Annotated in this window: 12 protein-coding genes; 10 read left to right on the top strand and 2 right to left on the bottom strand. The window is 69.9% G+C overall.

Features of this window, described 5'->3' with window-relative positions:
- Positions 1-26 precede the first annotated feature (26 nt).
- The 3 genes from L880_RS0113645 to L880_RS0113635 are packed head-to-tail and all read left to right on the top strand — an operon-like array spanning position 27 to position 2,874.
- On the top strand, positions 27-1,154 hold the full coding sequence (locus L880_RS0113645; protein ID WP_027476159.1) for a CaiB/BaiF CoA transferase family protein: 1,128 nt from the start codon (positions 27-29) through the stop codon (positions 1,152-1,154).
- A complete protein-coding gene (locus L880_RS0113640; protein ID WP_027476158.1) occupies positions 1,147-1,941 on the top strand; it encodes an enoyl-CoA hydratase/isomerase family protein in 795 nt (264 codons plus the stop codon). Before L880_RS0113645 ends, L880_RS0113640 begins: the two co-directional genes overlap by 8 nt.
- A 30-nt stretch (positions 1,942-1,971) precedes the next feature.
- Positions 1,972-2,874, top strand: coding sequence for an SDR family oxidoreductase (locus L880_RS0113635; protein WP_027476157.1), 903 nt, complete (start codon positions 1,972-1,974; stop codon positions 2,872-2,874).
- 25 nt (positions 2,875-2,899) lie between these two features.
- Here the strand turns inward: L880_RS0113635 and L880_RS0113630 are convergent, their stop codons facing one another.
- Positions 2,900-5,635, bottom strand: a complete 2,736-nt coding sequence (locus tag L880_RS0113630) for a winged helix-turn-helix domain-containing protein (RefSeq protein ID WP_027476156.1) — start codon at positions 5,633-5,635, stop codon at positions 2,900-2,902.
- Between the two features lie 185 nt (positions 5,636-5,820).
- On the opposite strand from L880_RS0113630, the gene L880_RS0113625 reads away from it, so the two are divergent.
- The 7 genes from L880_RS0113625 (at position 5,821) to L880_RS0113595 (ending at position 12,158) form a co-directional block, all read left to right on the top strand.
- Positions 5,821-6,603, top strand: coding sequence for an SDR family NAD(P)-dependent oxidoreductase (locus L880_RS0113625; protein ID WP_027476155.1), 783 nt, complete (start codon positions 5,821-5,823; stop codon positions 6,601-6,603).
- 119 nt (positions 6,604-6,722) lie between these two features.
- Positions 6,723-7,901 carry an acetyl-CoA C-acetyltransferase gene (locus tag L880_RS0113620; RefSeq protein ID WP_027476154.1) on the top strand — a complete coding sequence of 393 codons (1,179 nt, stop codon included), beginning with the start codon at positions 6,723-6,725 and terminating at the stop codon, positions 7,899-7,901.
- Between the two features lie 7 nt (positions 7,902-7,908).
- Positions 7,909-8,709 (top strand): ABC transporter ATP-binding protein, encoded by an 801-nt coding sequence (locus L880_RS0113615; RefSeq protein ID WP_019575699.1) that lies wholly within the window; start codon positions 7,909-7,911, stop codon positions 8,707-8,709.
- The gene (locus L880_RS0113610; RefSeq protein WP_043329439.1) at positions 8,706-9,446 is read left to right on the top strand and encodes an ABC transporter ATP-binding protein; all 741 of its coding nucleotides are present in this window, start codon (positions 8,706-8,708) and stop codon (positions 9,444-9,446) included. The genes L880_RS0113615 and L880_RS0113610 overlap by 4 nt, the downstream gene beginning before the upstream one ends.
- Positions 9,447-9,459: 13 nt before the next feature.
- Positions 9,460-10,332, top strand: coding sequence for a branched-chain amino acid ABC transporter permease (locus tag L880_RS0113605; protein WP_019575701.1), 873 nt, complete (start codon positions 9,460-9,462; stop codon positions 10,330-10,332).
- A 9-nt stretch (positions 10,333-10,341) separates the two neighbouring features.
- Positions 10,342-11,316: a branched-chain amino acid ABC transporter permease gene (locus L880_RS0113600; RefSeq protein ID WP_027476152.1), complete on the top strand. Its 975-nt coding sequence runs from the start codon at positions 10,342-10,344 to the stop codon at positions 11,314-11,316.
- 32 nt (positions 11,317-11,348) lie between these two features.
- Positions 11,349-12,158: an enoyl-CoA hydratase-related protein gene (locus tag L880_RS0113595; protein ID WP_027476151.1), complete on the top strand. Its 810-nt coding sequence runs from the start codon at positions 11,349-11,351 to the stop codon at positions 12,156-12,158.
- A 14-nt stretch (positions 12,159-12,172) separates the two neighbouring features.
- On the opposite strand, the gene kdpE is transcribed toward L880_RS0113595, so the two are convergent.
- Positions 12,173-12,886, bottom strand: a complete 714-nt coding sequence (kdpE, locus tag L880_RS0113590; protein ID WP_027476150.1) for a two-component system response regulator KdpE — start codon at positions 12,884-12,886, stop codon at positions 12,173-12,175.
- Positions 12,887-12,893 lie beyond the last annotated feature (7 nt).

Raw genomic sequence — 12,893 nt, 5'->3', positions numbered from 1 at the left:
CGCCACCGTGGCGGCAGGAGACGCACATGGCCGGTCCACTGCAAGGGCTCAAGGTGATCGAGATGGCCGGTCTGGGGCCAGGCCCTTTTTGCGCCATGCTGCTGGCCGACATGGGCGCCGAGGTTCTGCGCATCGAGCGCCCTGGCACACCGAAGGATCCACACGACATCCTGGCTCGGGGCCGTACCCACCTCGCGCTGGATTTGCGCGCCGCCGGGGCGGCAGACCAGGTGCTCGGTCTGATCGAGCGGGCTGATGTGTTGATCGAGGGCTTTCGCCCCGGCGTCATGGAGCGCCTGGGCCTGGGGCCTGAACCCTGTCTGCAGCGCAATCCGCGCCTGGTCTATGGCCGCATGACCGGCTGGGGCCAGCACGGACCGCTGGCCCAGGCCGCCGGGCACGACATCAACTACATCGCCCTCAGCGGGGCCCTGCATGCCATCGGCCGCAGCGGCGAGGGGCCGGTGCCGCCACTCAACCTGGTGGGCGATTTCGGGGGCGGTGCCATGCTGCTCGCCTTTGGCGTGCTCAGTGCGCTGTACGAGGCGCAGCGCTCGGGGCAGGGGCAGGTGATCGATGCGGCCATGACCGATGGTGCGGCCTTGCTGTCGGCCATGATGTATGGCTTCAAGGCCGCGGGGCGCTGGAGCAACCAGCGCGGCGAGAACCTGCTCGATGGCGGCGCCCACTTCTACGACACCTATGCCTGTGCCGACGGGCGTTACGTCGCCATCGGCGCCATCGAGCCGCAGTTCTATGCCCTGCTGCGCGAGCGCTGCGACATCGCTGACGACCCCGCCTTCGATGCCCAGATGGACTCTGCCGCCTGGCCTCTGCTCAAGTTGCGGCTGGCCGATGTGTTCCGCACCCGCACCCGAGACGAGTGGTGTGCCCTGCTGGAGGGCAGCGATGCCTGCTTTGCCCCCGTGCTCGACTGGGACGAGGCCCCGCAGCACCCGCACAACCAGGCCCGTGCCACCTTCGTGACCGCCCATGGCCTGACCCAGCCCGCGCCGGCCCCGCGCTTCAGCCGCAGCGTGCCCGATCAGCCTGGTACCCGCCCGGCGCCGGCCGCGGCTGAGCTGTTGCGCCGATGGGGCCTTGATGCAGACGCCCTGAGCGCCGTCCTGCCCACCGGGGCCTCCCATGACTGAGCCGGTGCTGCAGGTGCGCGAAGAAGGCGCCGTGGCCTGCCTCACGCTGAACCGCCCCGAGCGCCTCAACGCCCTCAACCCCGCGCTGGTGCAGGCCCTGTTGACCTACTTTCAGGCGCTGTACCACCGCCCAGAACTGCGGGTGGTGCTGCTGCAGGGCGCCGGCAGCGCCTTCTGCAGCGGACTGGACCTGAAAGAGGCCCCCGATGCCCGCGCCCTGGGTGTGCCCCGCATGCTCGAGGTGCAGCGCGATCTGCGCGACATCATGATCGCCATGCGCCGCTGCCCGCAGCCCATCATCAGCCTGGTGCAGGGGGCGGCCAGCGGCGGCGGCTTTGCGCTGGCGCTGGCCTCCGACCTCCGCCTGGCCACGCCCGATGCGCGCTTCAATGCGGCCTTCATCCGCATCGGCCTGTCGGCCTGCGATGTCGGCGTCAGCTACTTTCTGCCCCGCATGGTAGGCAGCTCGGTGGCGGCGCACTACCTGCTCACGGGGCGCTTCATGGACGCGGCCCGGGCCCAAGCCTTGGGCCTGGTCAGCACCGTGGCCCCCTGGGCCGAGTTGCAGCAGGAGGCCCGTGCGCTGGCCCACGACATGCTGCGCGCCAGCCCCTTGGGCCTGCGCCTGACCAAGGACGCCCTGGGCCATGCGGTGGACGCCGCCAGCCTGGAGGCCGTGGTGGCGCTGGAAGACCGCAACCAGATCCTGTGCAGCCAGACAGACGACTTCCAGGAAGGCATCGAGGCCTTTCTGGGCAAGCGCCCGCCGCGCTACCGCGAACGCTGAGACGAACCTTGACATTTTGGGAGACCTCGCATGACCCTGGACGACCTGATCTACCAACCCGGCCTCATGGCCGGCCAACGCATTCTGGTCAGCGGCGGCGGCACCGGCCTGGGCCGGGTCATGGCCGAGGCGCTGCTGATCCTCGGGGCCGAGATCTACATCTGCGGCCGCCGCGCCAATGTGCTGGAGGCCACGGCCAACGAGCTGATGGCGGCCCACGGTGGTCGTGTCGTGCCCCTGGTGTGCGACATCCGCGACGAGGCCGCCATCGCGGCCATGGTGCAGCAGATCTGGGACGACGGTGGCGCGCTCACCGGCCTGCTCAACAATGCCGCGGGCAACTTCGTCAGCCGCACCGAAGACCTGTCTCCGCGCGCTTTCGATGCCATCGCCAGCATCGTGTTCCGCGGCAGCTTCGTGCTCACGCTGGAGTGTGGCAAACGCTGGCTGGCGGCGGGGCAGAAGGCCTCGGTGCTGTCCATCCTCACCACCTGGGTCTGGAACGGCTCGCCCTACACCGTGCCCTCGGCCATGGCCAAGGCCGGCGTTCATGCCATGACCCAGTCGCTCGCCGTGGAGTGGGGCGGGCGCGGCATCCGCTTCAATGCCATCGCGCCGGGCCTGTTCCCCACCGAGGGCATGAGCGCGCGGCTCAACCCGCAAGGCGGCGAGCACCAGGCCGTGGGCAACCCCATGGGCCGCACCGGCCGCATGCCCGAGCTGGCCAACCTGGCGGTCTTCCTTCTCGGCCCCGGCTCCGAATACCTCACCGGCCAGACGATTGCCATCGATGGCGCCCAGTTCCAGGCCACCGGTGGCAACTTCTCTCGCATGGCCAGTTGGTCGGACGACGACTGGGATCAGGCTCGCCACAACATCCAGAAGCGCAACGCCGAAGACCGGCGTCAGCGTCAGCCCGAAGGATTCGCCTGAGCACTGAACCTCTGCCTCAAGGGGTTCAAGGGGGAATCAACTTCATGCGCCTTGCCAAAGCCACTGCCTGGGTTCGGCTGTGCGCCCCCAGTTTGGCAAAGATGCTGCGCAGGTGGGTGCGCACGGTGCTGTCGGACACGAACAGCTTCTCGGCCATGGCGCTGTTCGAGTAGCCCTCCACCAGCAGTTGCAGCACGTGCAGTTCCTTGCGCGTGAGGGGCTCGGTCAGGCCTCTTGACGGGCCCTGCGGGCTTTCCGGGCCATCCGGCGCGCTGTCGGTATCGCAAGGCAGGGGGCCAAAGGCCTGCAGCAGGCGTTGCAGGTAGTCACCCAGGATGGGGTCGCGCACCGTGCCGCTGTCGTGCAGGGCCTGGTAGCGCTGCACCAGCGGGCCCACGGCCGGGCCCTCGTCCAGGATCAGGCGCATGAAGCCCTCGGCACTGGCCTGCTGCAGCACCTGGCCGATCTGAGCCACCGCAGCCGGGGTGTCGCCGCTGCGCGCCAGGGCCAGGCTGCGCAGCACGCGCAGGCTCAGCAGGCGCCGGTTGCGGGCCACGGCCTGGGCTGCCGCGATCTCGCGCTCCAGCGCCGGCAGCGCCTCGCTGGCCTGGCCCGCCTCAATCTGCCAGCGCAGCCGCGCCAGGCCCAGGTACTCGATGTCGTGCGCCAGCAGGCGCAGCCGTTCTTCACGGGCCCACACGGTGGGGTCTTCGGCCCGGCGCAGCTCGTCGCGCGCTGCGGCCGTGTTGCCCTGGCGCAGCAGCAGGCGGGCCCGCTCCAGCTTGGCGCCCACCACCACCCGCGGCAGCTTGCGCTGGTGGCCCAGGTACTCCAGCTCGGTCAGGGCCAGCGAGGCGGCATCCACGTCGCCGCTGACGAAGGCGATGCGCGAGCGCATCGCGTGGCTCAGGATCATGTGGTCGGGCAGGCCCACATCGCGGGCCAGCGGCAGGTACACATTCAGCAGGTGGTCCGCCTGGTCGAGCTGATTGGCCTCGTACACGGCACAGGCATAGAACACCCCGGCCCAGGCGTTGCCGTGGGTGTGGTTGTAGTTCACCGCGTGGGTGGCATCCACGGCCAGCCGAAAGCGCGCCGTGGCCTGGCGCAGTCGCCCCTGCTGCAGGTCCATCAGGCCCTCGGTCGACTCGGTGTACATGCGGTGAAAGGTGCTGGCGCCGCCCTGCTCGCGCCGCGCCGCATCCAGCAGTTGCTGGGCCTCGCCCGGGTCGCCCATCACCGACAGGATGTGGGCCATGGCATTGAGCAGGGTGCTGTCTGCAAAGGGCAGGCCGGTGGGCAGGCGCTTCAGGCTGTCGCGCCCGATCGCCAGGGCCTGCTCGCTCTGGTCCTGCATGGCCAGCAGCATGGGGCGCATGCAGGCGGCCTGGGCCAGCACCTGCGGGTCGTTCGGGTGGCGCAGCAGGGCCTGCTCCAGCTGTTCGCCCGCCGCCCAGGGCCCGCGGGTGAAGCAGGTGGCCCACAGCGCCACCATCTCCAGCGCCGGGCGCTGGTGCAGCAGCGGGGCGGGCACGGCGTCAAACCAGCGCGCCAGCAAGCGCATGCGCCCGGCGCGCAGAAACGACTCGGCATGCTGGTCCAGCAGGCTCAGCGCCAGCGGGTGGTCACCGCCCTCGATGGCGTGGTCGATGGCGGGCACGGGGCGGCCCTGGGCCTCGTACCAGCCCGCGGCCGCCAGGTGCAGCCGCGCCACTTCGTCGGGTAACTCGCGCTGCAGCTCCTTGCGCAGGTAGTCGGCAAACAGGCTGTGGTAGCGCCAGGTGCGCTGCTCGCTGGACACCGGGGTCAGAAACAGGTGGGCCTCATCGAGCCGGGCCAGCAGGCGCCGGCAGTCGGCTCGGGGCATCAGGGCAGCGCACACCTCGGCATCGAGCTGGCGCAGGATGCTGCTGCGCAGCAGAAAGTTGCGCACCTCGGGTGGTTGTTGCTGCAGCACGTCTTCGGCCAGGTAGTCGGCCACCGCCCGGTCAGAGCCCGAAAAGCGCGCCACGAACTGTTCCACCGCCTGCGCCTGCTGGCCCTGCCGCTCCAGCGCCAGCGAGGCCAGCCACAGGGCTGCAATCCAGCCCTCGGTCTTCTCGTGCAAGCGATACAGCAGGTCGGCCCCCAGGGCCTGTGGCAGGCTGCGCGCCAGAAAGGCGGCCGTGTCGTCCAGGCTGAAGCGCAGGCGCTCGGCATCCACCTCGATCAGCTTGCCGCGCGCCCGCAGCCGCCCCAGGCCCAGGGCCGGCAGGCTGCGCGAGCCCAGCACCAGGTGGCCGCGCCGCGGCAACTGCTCGATGATCTCGCGCACCAGGCCCAGCACGGCGGGCTCATGCACCGCCTCGAAGTCGTCCAGAAACAGGGCAAAGGGCTCGTCAAACAAGGCCAGCGCGCGCAGCGCATCGAGTGTCGAACCCGCACCGGCCGCTGTGGCCGCAGTGGCGCCCAGGCGTTGGATCGCCTCGTCCAGCCCGCCCAGAAAGCGCGACACATCGTTGTCGGAGCGGTCCAGCGTGAGCCAGGCCGTGCTCACGCCCTGGGCCTCGAACCGCGCACGGGCCTGCACCATGGCCGTGGTCTTGCCAAAGCCGGCCGGGGCGCGCACCAGCACCAGCTGGCCTGCCCCTTCGGTGATCCTTTGGCACAGGCCCTCGCGCACCACCTGGGTGGCTGTGGGGGCGGGCGGGTTCAGCTTGGTCTCGAAGCCGCGTGCGGGTGGGCCGGGCTCGGCGGGCAGGGCGACGGGGGCAGCATCCATGGCGTGGTTCGGGTGGGCGTGGGGCGTGGGGCATTCTGCGACACAAGTCCGGAGGCGTGAGTCACCTCGGTGGCGCCGGCCGCCTTGCGCTTCATTTCGTCGCTTCGGACGATGCATCGGTGTCGCTGGATTTCTAGACTCGTCTTCCATCACAACCCCACGCATCCCCGTCCAGGAGCCCCACCATGCAACTCGATTCCAGCATTGCCGCCGTCGTCACCGGAGGGGCCTCGGGCCTGGGCGCGGCCACGGCACGGCGTCTGGCCAGCCACGGCGTCAAGGTGGCGCTGTTCGATCTCAACGCGGCCCAGGGTGAGGCGCTGGCGCGTGAGATCGGCGGGGTGTTCTGCCTGGTGGACGTGACCTCGGAGGCGCAGGTCGACGCCGGCTTTGCCCAGGCCCGCGCCGCCCACGGGCAAGAGCGCGTGCTGGTCAACTGCGCGGGCACCGGCAATGCCGTCAAGACGGCCAGCCGCGACAAGGCCACGGGCGAGATCTGGCACTTTCCGCTGGCCAACTTCGACCGCATCATCCAGATCAATCTGGTGGGCACCTTCCGCTGCATCGCCAAGTCGGCGGCGGGCATGCTCACCCTGGCGCCGCTGCCCGACGGCGAGCGGGGCGCCATCGTCAACACCGCCTCGGTGGCCGCGCAAGACGGCCAGATCGGCCAGGCCGCCTACACCGCCTCCAAGGCCGGCATCGTGGGCATGACCTTGCCGATCGCGCGCGACCTGATGAACGAAGGCATCCGCGTCAACACCATCCTGCCCGGCATCTTCGACACCCCCCTGCTGCAAGGCGCGCCCGAACATGTGAAGGCAGCACTGGCCGTCTCGGTGCCCTTCCCCAAACGCCTGGGCCAACCCGCCGAGTACGCCCAACTGGCCGAGAGCCTGATCCTCAATGGCTACCTCAATGGCGAAAGCATCCGCCTCGACGGGGCCATCCGCATGGCCCCGCGCTGAAGCCCTGAGCCCACCTCAATATCGTCTGTTCCGACGACGCCCCGGCACGCCGGGCCGGCGAACAATCCAGGCACCCCACCTCACCCCATCCCATCCTTTTCTTGACGAGGAAGCCCGCCATGTCTGAAGCCTATGTTGTTGCCGCTGTCCGCACTGCCGGGGGGCGCCGTGGCGGGCGTCTGGCGGGTTGGCACCCGGTGGAACTGGCGGCCCAGGTCATCAATGCCGTGCTGGACCGCACCGGCATGGACCCGGCGCTGGTGGACGATGTGTTCCTGGGCTGCGTCAGCCAGGTGGGCGAGCAGTCGACCAATGTGGCGCGCAATGCGGTGCTGGCCTCGCGCCTGCCTGAGGCGGTGCCGGGCACCTCGATCGACCGGCAGTGCGGCTCTTCGCAGCAGGCCCTGCACTTTGCGGCCCAGGCCGTGATGTCGGGCGCGCAGGACATCGTGCTGGCCGGCGGCGTCGAGTCCATGACCCGGGTGCCGATGTTCAGCCCCTCGGCCCTGGCGCAGAAGGCCGGTCTGGGCTTCTACCAGAGCGAGAGCGTGAACCGCCGCTACCACGACGTGGTGTTCAGCCAGTTCACCGGTGCCGAGATGATGGCGCGCAAGTACGGCCTGGGCAAAGACGCACTCGACCAGTTTGCCCTGCTCAGCCACCAGCGCGCCATCGCGGCCACCGAGGCCGGGGCCTTTGCCGACGAGATCGTGCCGGTGCCCGTGCGGCGCGCTGACGGTGGCCATGACGGCAGCCTGCACAGCGTGGATGAGGGCATCCGCTTCGATGCCACGCTGGCCGGCATCCAGGGCGTCAAATTGCTACAGGAGGGCGGGGTGATCAGCGCCGCCAATGCCAGCCAGGTGTGCGATGGCGCCACCGCCGCGCTGGTGGTCAACGAGCGCGGCCTCAAGGCCCTGGGCCTGCAACCTCTGGCCCGCGTCCATCACATGAGCGTGCTGGGCCACGATCCGGTGATCATGCTGGAGGCCCCGATTCCGGCCACCGAGCGGGCCCTGCGCAAGGCGGGCCTGAACATCGCCGACATCGATCTGTACGAGGTCAACGAGGCCTTTGCCTCGGTACCGCTGGCCTGGCTGAAAGCCCTGGGCGCCGACCCCGAACGCCTGAACGTGCACGGCGGGGCCATCGCCCTGGGCCACCCGTTGGGCGCCTCGGGCACCAAGCTCATGAGCACCTTGATCCATGCCCTCAAGCGGCGCGGCGGGCGCTATGGCCTGCAGACCATGTGCGAGGGCGGCGGCATGGCCAACGTCACCATCATCGAACGGCTCTGAGCCCGGCATGAGCACCGGCCAGCCCCTGCTGTCTGTCGAAGACGTCACGGTGCGCTTTGGCGGCATCGTGGCGCTCGATGGTGTGTCCTTCGAGGTGCGGCGCGGCGAGATCTGCGCCCTGATCGGCCCCAATGGCGCCGGCAAGAGCACCTTGTTCAACTGCCTGTCGCGACTGTACGAATGCAGCGCCGGGCGCATCTGTTTCGAGGGCCAGCCGCTGGCCGCGCTGCCGCGCCACCGCATGGCGCGCCTGGGCATCGGGCGCACCTTCCAGAACCTGGCCCTGTTCCGCAGCATGACGGTGCGCGACAACGTGCTGCTGGGCTGCCACAGCCGGTATCACGCGGGCCTTTGGCGCAATGCGCTGCGCCTGCCCGGCGTGGCCGCGCTGGAGGCGCGGGCGCACGAGCGGGCCCAGCAGCTGATCGACTTCGTGCAACTGGGCGACGACGCCGAACGCCCTGTGGCCGATCTGCCCTTCGGCACGCAAAAGCGGGTCGAGCTGGCGCGCGCCCTGGCCGCCGAGCCCCAGTTGCTGCTGCTCGATGAGCCGGCCTGCGGCCTCAACCACCAAGAACTGCAAGGCCTGGGTGAGCTGATCCGCGACATCCGCGACCGCCTGGGCGTGACCGTGCTGCTGGTCGAGCACCACATGGGCCTGGTGATGGGCCTGTCTGACCGGGTGGTGGCGCTGAACTTCGGCAAGAAGATCGCCGAAGGCCGGCCGGCCGAGGTGCGTCAGCATCCCGAGGTGATCCGCGCCTACCTGGGCGACGAACTCGAAGACACCCCGCAGGAGGCCGCATGAGACCCCCAGCCGCCGCCGCAGGCGCCCCCTTGCTGCAGGTGCGCGGCCTGCACGCCCGTTACGGCAACACCCCGGTGCTGCATGGCCTGGATCTGGACCTGCCGCAGGGCCAGGTGACGGCGCTGCTGGGTGCCAACGGCGCCGGCAAGACCACCACCTTGCGCGCCCTGTGTCGCCTGTCGGTGCAGACCTCGGGGCGGGTGGCGCTGGGTGGCCAGGCCATCGAGGCCTGCAGCACCGAGCAGATCGCCCGCCTGGGCGTGGGCCATGTGCCCGACGGGCGTGGCACCTTCCTGGGCCTGAGCACCGAGGAGAACCTGCGCCTGGGCAGCCATGCCCGGGCCAGCCAGCAAGGCGCCGAGGCCGACATGGAGCGCATCTACGGCTACTTTCCGCGCCTGCGTGAGCGGGCCCGGCAGCAGGCCGGCACCCTGTCGGGGGGCGAGCAGCAGATGCTGGCCATCGGCCGGGCGCTGATGGGCCGCCCGCGCCTGCTCTTGCTTGACGAGCCTTCTTTCGGCCTGGCCCCGCTGGTGGTGAAAGACATCTTCTCGATCATGCGGCGCATCAACCAGGAAGAGGGTGTGACCATCCTGCTGGTCGAACAGAACGCGCGCCTGGCCCTGGCGCTGGCGCACCGGGCCTACCTGCTGGAGACGGGGCGCGTGGTGCTGTCGGGCAGTGCCGCCGAGCTGCGCAGCAACCCGGCCGTGCAGCGCGCCTACCTGGGCGAATGAAGCGAGGCCCCCCATGAATGAATTCCTGCACCAGTTGCTGGCCGGCCTGGCCACCGGGGGCATCTACGCCAGCGTGGCGCTGGCCCTGGTGATGATCTACCAGGCCACCCACCACATCAATTTCGCCCAGGGCGAAATGGCCATGTTCTCCACCTTCGTGGCCTGGGCGCTGATCGATGCGGGCCTGCCCTACTGGGGGGCTTTCGCGCTCACGGTGCTGCTGTCGTTTGTGGTGGCGGCGGCGGTCGAGTTCGTGGTCATCCGGCCCATGCACCGGGCGCCCGAGCTGTCGGTGGTGGTGGTCTTCATCGGCCTGCTGGTGATCTTTCACAGCCTGGCGGGCTGGCTGTTCGGCTACACCATCAAGCCCTTCCCAAGCCCGTTTCCGCGCGATGCCTGGTACGGCTCCACCCTGATGTCGGCGCACGAGGTGGGCGCCATCGTGGTGGCCTTGCTGATGGTGGCGCTGCTGTTCGGCCTGTTCCGCTTCACCCGGGTGGGGCTGGCACTGCGCGCGGCGGCCCAAAACCCGGTGTCGTCTCGGCTGGTGGGCATTTCGGTCGGCCGCATGCTGATGCTGGGTTGGGGCCTGGCCGGCGCCATCGGTGCCGTGGCCGGCATGATGGTGGCGCCGGTGGTGTTCCTCGACCCCAACATGATGACGGGGGTGCTGCTGTATGCCTTCGCCGGGGCCCTGATCGGGGGCATCGACAGCCCCGTGGGCGCCGTGCTGGGCGGCTTCATCGTCGGCGTGCTGGAGAACCTGATCGGCACCTACGTGGTGGGCACCGAGCTCAAGCTGTCGGTGGCCCTGGCCCTGATCATCGGCGTGCTCATCGTGCGGCCTCAGGGCCTGCTGGGGCGGCGCCTTGTCACCCGTGTCTGAAAGCCCCCCATGCTGAATGCGCCCAGCCCATCCGGATTTCTCCACTCACGCTGGCTGTGGCTGGCGACCCTGGTGCTGGCCCTGAGCCTGCTCTTTGTGCTCAAGGGCTACCAGCTGTTCCAGGCCACCATGGTGCTGTCGTATGCCATGGCCTTGCTGGGCCTGAACATCCTCACCTGCTACAACGGGCAGATCTCGCTCGGTCATGGGGCCTTTTTTGCGCTGGGGGCGTATGCCGCCGGGGCGTTGATGGAGCACGCGGGCCTGCCGTACTGGGCCACCGTGCCTGCGGCCTTTTGTGTCTGCGGTGGGGCCGGCTACCTGTTCGGCCGCCCTGCGCTCAAGCTCGAAGGCCTGTACCTGGCCCTGGCCACGTTCGCGCTGGGCCTGGCCATGCCCCAGCTGCTCAAGTACAAGCACCTGGAGGCCTGGACGGGTGGCGCCCAGGGCCTGGTGCTGATGAAGCCCGACGCGCCCTTCGGCCTGCCCCTGGACCCGGACCAATGGCTGTACCTGTTTGCGCTCGCGGTGGCGCTGCTGCTGTTCTGGCTGGCGCACAACCTGCTGCGCGGCAGTTGGGGCAGGGCCTGGCGCGCCATCCGCGACCACGCCATGGCGGCCGAGGCCATGGGGGTGGACCGCAGCCATTGCAAGGCCACGGCCTTTGCGGTGTCGGCCGCCTACACCGGGGTGGGCGGGGCGCTGTCGGCGATTGCGGTGCAGTTCGTGTCGCCGGATTCGTTCTCGCTGTTCCTCTCGATCTCCTTGCTGGTGGGCATCGTGGTCGGCGGGGTGGGCACCCTGTGGGGGGCCTTGTATGGCGCGCTGTTCATTTTGTTCGTGCCCAACCTGGCCGAGAAGGTCTCCAAGGCGGCGCCCTGGGCGGTCTATGGGGTGGTGCTGATTTTGCTGATGTTCGTGCTGCCGGGCGGCGTGGTGGGCGGGCTGCGCAAGCTTCAGGCCCTGGCTCGGCGCAGCCCTTGACGCCCCTTGACGCCCCTTGAGGAGGAGACCCCATGACCCCCGACAACGATCCCGTGCTGGAAGAACGCCATGGCGAGGTGGCCGTGTTGCGGCTGAATCTGCCCCAGCGCCTGAACCCGCTCGCCCAGCCCCTGCAGCAGGCCCTGCGCGCGCACCTGGCCCGCCTGGCCGACGACCGCAGCGTGCGGGCCCTGGTGCTCACCGGGGTGGGCAAGGGCTTTTGTGTGGGCGCCGATCTGGGCAGCATGCAGGCACCGCCCGCCGGCCAGAGCCTGGGCGAGCAGACCGCAGCCACCATGGAGGCCTTGTCCAACCGCCTGATCGAAGACCTGCGCCAGATGCCCTTTCCGGTGCTGAGCGCGGTCAATGGCCCCTGTGCAGGGGCCGGGGTGGGCCTGGCGCTGGCGGCCGACGTGGTGTTGGTGGCACGCTCGGCCTACTTCTACCTGCCCTTCATGCCGCGCCTGGGCATCGTGCCCGACCTGGGCTGCACCTGGTTTCTGGAGCGCCTGCTGGGCCGCTCACGCGCCGTGGCCCTGTCGCTGCTGGGCGAGCGCGTGTCAGGCGAGCAGGCCGCGCAATGGGGCCTGGCCTGGGCCTGTGTGGACGATGCAGTGCTGGGCGAGCAGGCCCTGGCCCTGGCGCAGCGGCTGGCGCGCCTGCCGGCCCATGCGGCGCGTGAGATCCGCAGCGTGTACGAGCAGGCCGCCCACCACAGCCTGAACGAGCAGATGCGCCACGAGGCCGAACGCCAGCGCGAACTGATCGACCGGCCCGAGTTCGCCGAAGGCGTGCAGGCCTTTCTGGCCAAGCGTGAGCCGGCGTTCGCCCCGCGCAGCTGACCGCCCCGAGGGGCTCAGCCCTCGACCTGCAGCCGGTAGCCCACGGCGGTTTCGGTCAGCAGGTGGCGCGGCTGGGCCGGGTCGTGTTCGAGCTTTTGCCGCAGGTGGCCCATGTAGATGCGCAGGTAGTGGCTTTGCTCGGTGTGCGAGGCGCCCCACACCTCGCGCAGCAGTTGGCGGTGGGTGAGCACCCGGCCCGCGTGGGTGACCAGCACCGACAGCAGCCGGTATTCGATCGGGGTCAGGTGCACCAGCTGGCCATCGCGTCGCACCAGCCGGGCCACCCGGTCGATCTCCACGCCGCCGAAGCGGAACACCGGATCGGCGGCCTCACCGTGCTGGCCGGCCTCGGCCGGCAGGCCGCGTGGGCGGCGCAGGTTGGCACGCACCCGGGCCATCAGCTCGCCCACGCCGAAAGGCTTGGCCAGGTAGTCGTCGGCACCGGCATCCAGCGCGGCGATCTTGTCGGCCTCGTCGCTGCGTGCCGACAGCACCACGATGGGCACCTGGCTCCAGCCACGCACATCGCGGATCAGCTCCAGCCCATCGCCGTCAGGCAGGCCCAGGTCCAGCACGATCAGGTCGGGTTTGCGCGTGCCCACCTCGATCAGCCCGCGGCGCAGGCCTTCGGCCTCGTGCACCCCCCAGCCTTCGGCTTCCAGGGCGGCGCGCACGAAGCGGCGGATCTGCGGCTCGTCTTCGATCAGGATGGCGGTGGGGCTGGGCATGGCAATC

It is taken from the genome of Curvibacter gracilis ATCC BAA-807, from assembly GCF_000518645.1.
Classification (GTDB): domain Bacteria; phylum Pseudomonadota; class Gammaproteobacteria; order Burkholderiales; family Burkholderiaceae_C; genus Curvibacter; species Curvibacter gracilis.
This window is presented reverse-complemented; position numbering and strand designations above follow the sequence as displayed.

Excerpts from the sequence above, each read along its gene's own strand:
- L880_RS0113645 (WP_027476159.1), top strand. The coding sequence starts at position 27 with ATGGCCGGTCCACTGCAAGGGCTCAAGGTGATCGAGATGGCCGGTCTG.
- L880_RS0113640 (WP_027476158.1), top strand. The coding sequence starts at position 1,147 with ATGACTGAGCCGGTGCTGCAGGTGCGCGAAGAAGGCGCCGTGGCCTGC.
- L880_RS0113635 (WP_027476157.1), top strand. The coding sequence starts at position 1,972 with ATGACCCTGGACGACCTGATCTACCAACCCGGCCTCATGGCCGGCCAA.
- L880_RS0113630 (WP_027476156.1), bottom strand. The coding sequence starts at position 5,635 with ATGGATGCTGCCCCCGTCGCCCTGCCCGCCGAGCCCGGCCCACCCGCA.
- L880_RS0113625 (WP_027476155.1), top strand. The coding sequence starts at position 5,821 with ATGCAACTCGATTCCAGCATTGCCGCCGTCGTCACCGGAGGGGCCTCG.
- L880_RS0113620 (WP_027476154.1), top strand. The coding sequence starts at position 6,723 with ATGTCTGAAGCCTATGTTGTTGCCGCTGTCCGCACTGCCGGGGGGCGC.
- L880_RS0113615 (WP_019575699.1), top strand. The coding sequence starts at position 7,909 with ATGAGCACCGGCCAGCCCCTGCTGTCTGTCGAAGACGTCACGGTGCGC.
- L880_RS0113610 (WP_043329439.1), top strand. The coding sequence starts at position 8,706 with ATGAGACCCCCAGCCGCCGCCGCAGGCGCCCCCTTGCTGCAGGTGCGC.
- L880_RS0113605 (WP_019575701.1), top strand. The coding sequence starts at position 9,460 with ATGAATGAATTCCTGCACCAGTTGCTGGCCGGCCTGGCCACCGGGGGC.
- L880_RS0113600 (WP_027476152.1), top strand. The coding sequence starts at position 10,342 with ATGCTGAATGCGCCCAGCCCATCCGGATTTCTCCACTCACGCTGGCTG.
- L880_RS0113595 (WP_027476151.1), top strand. The coding sequence starts at position 11,349 with ATGACCCCCGACAACGATCCCGTGCTGGAAGAACGCCATGGCGAGGTG.
- kdpE (WP_027476150.1), bottom strand. The coding sequence starts at position 12,886 with ATGCCCAGCCCCACCGCCATCCTGATCGAAGACGAGCCGCAGATCCGC.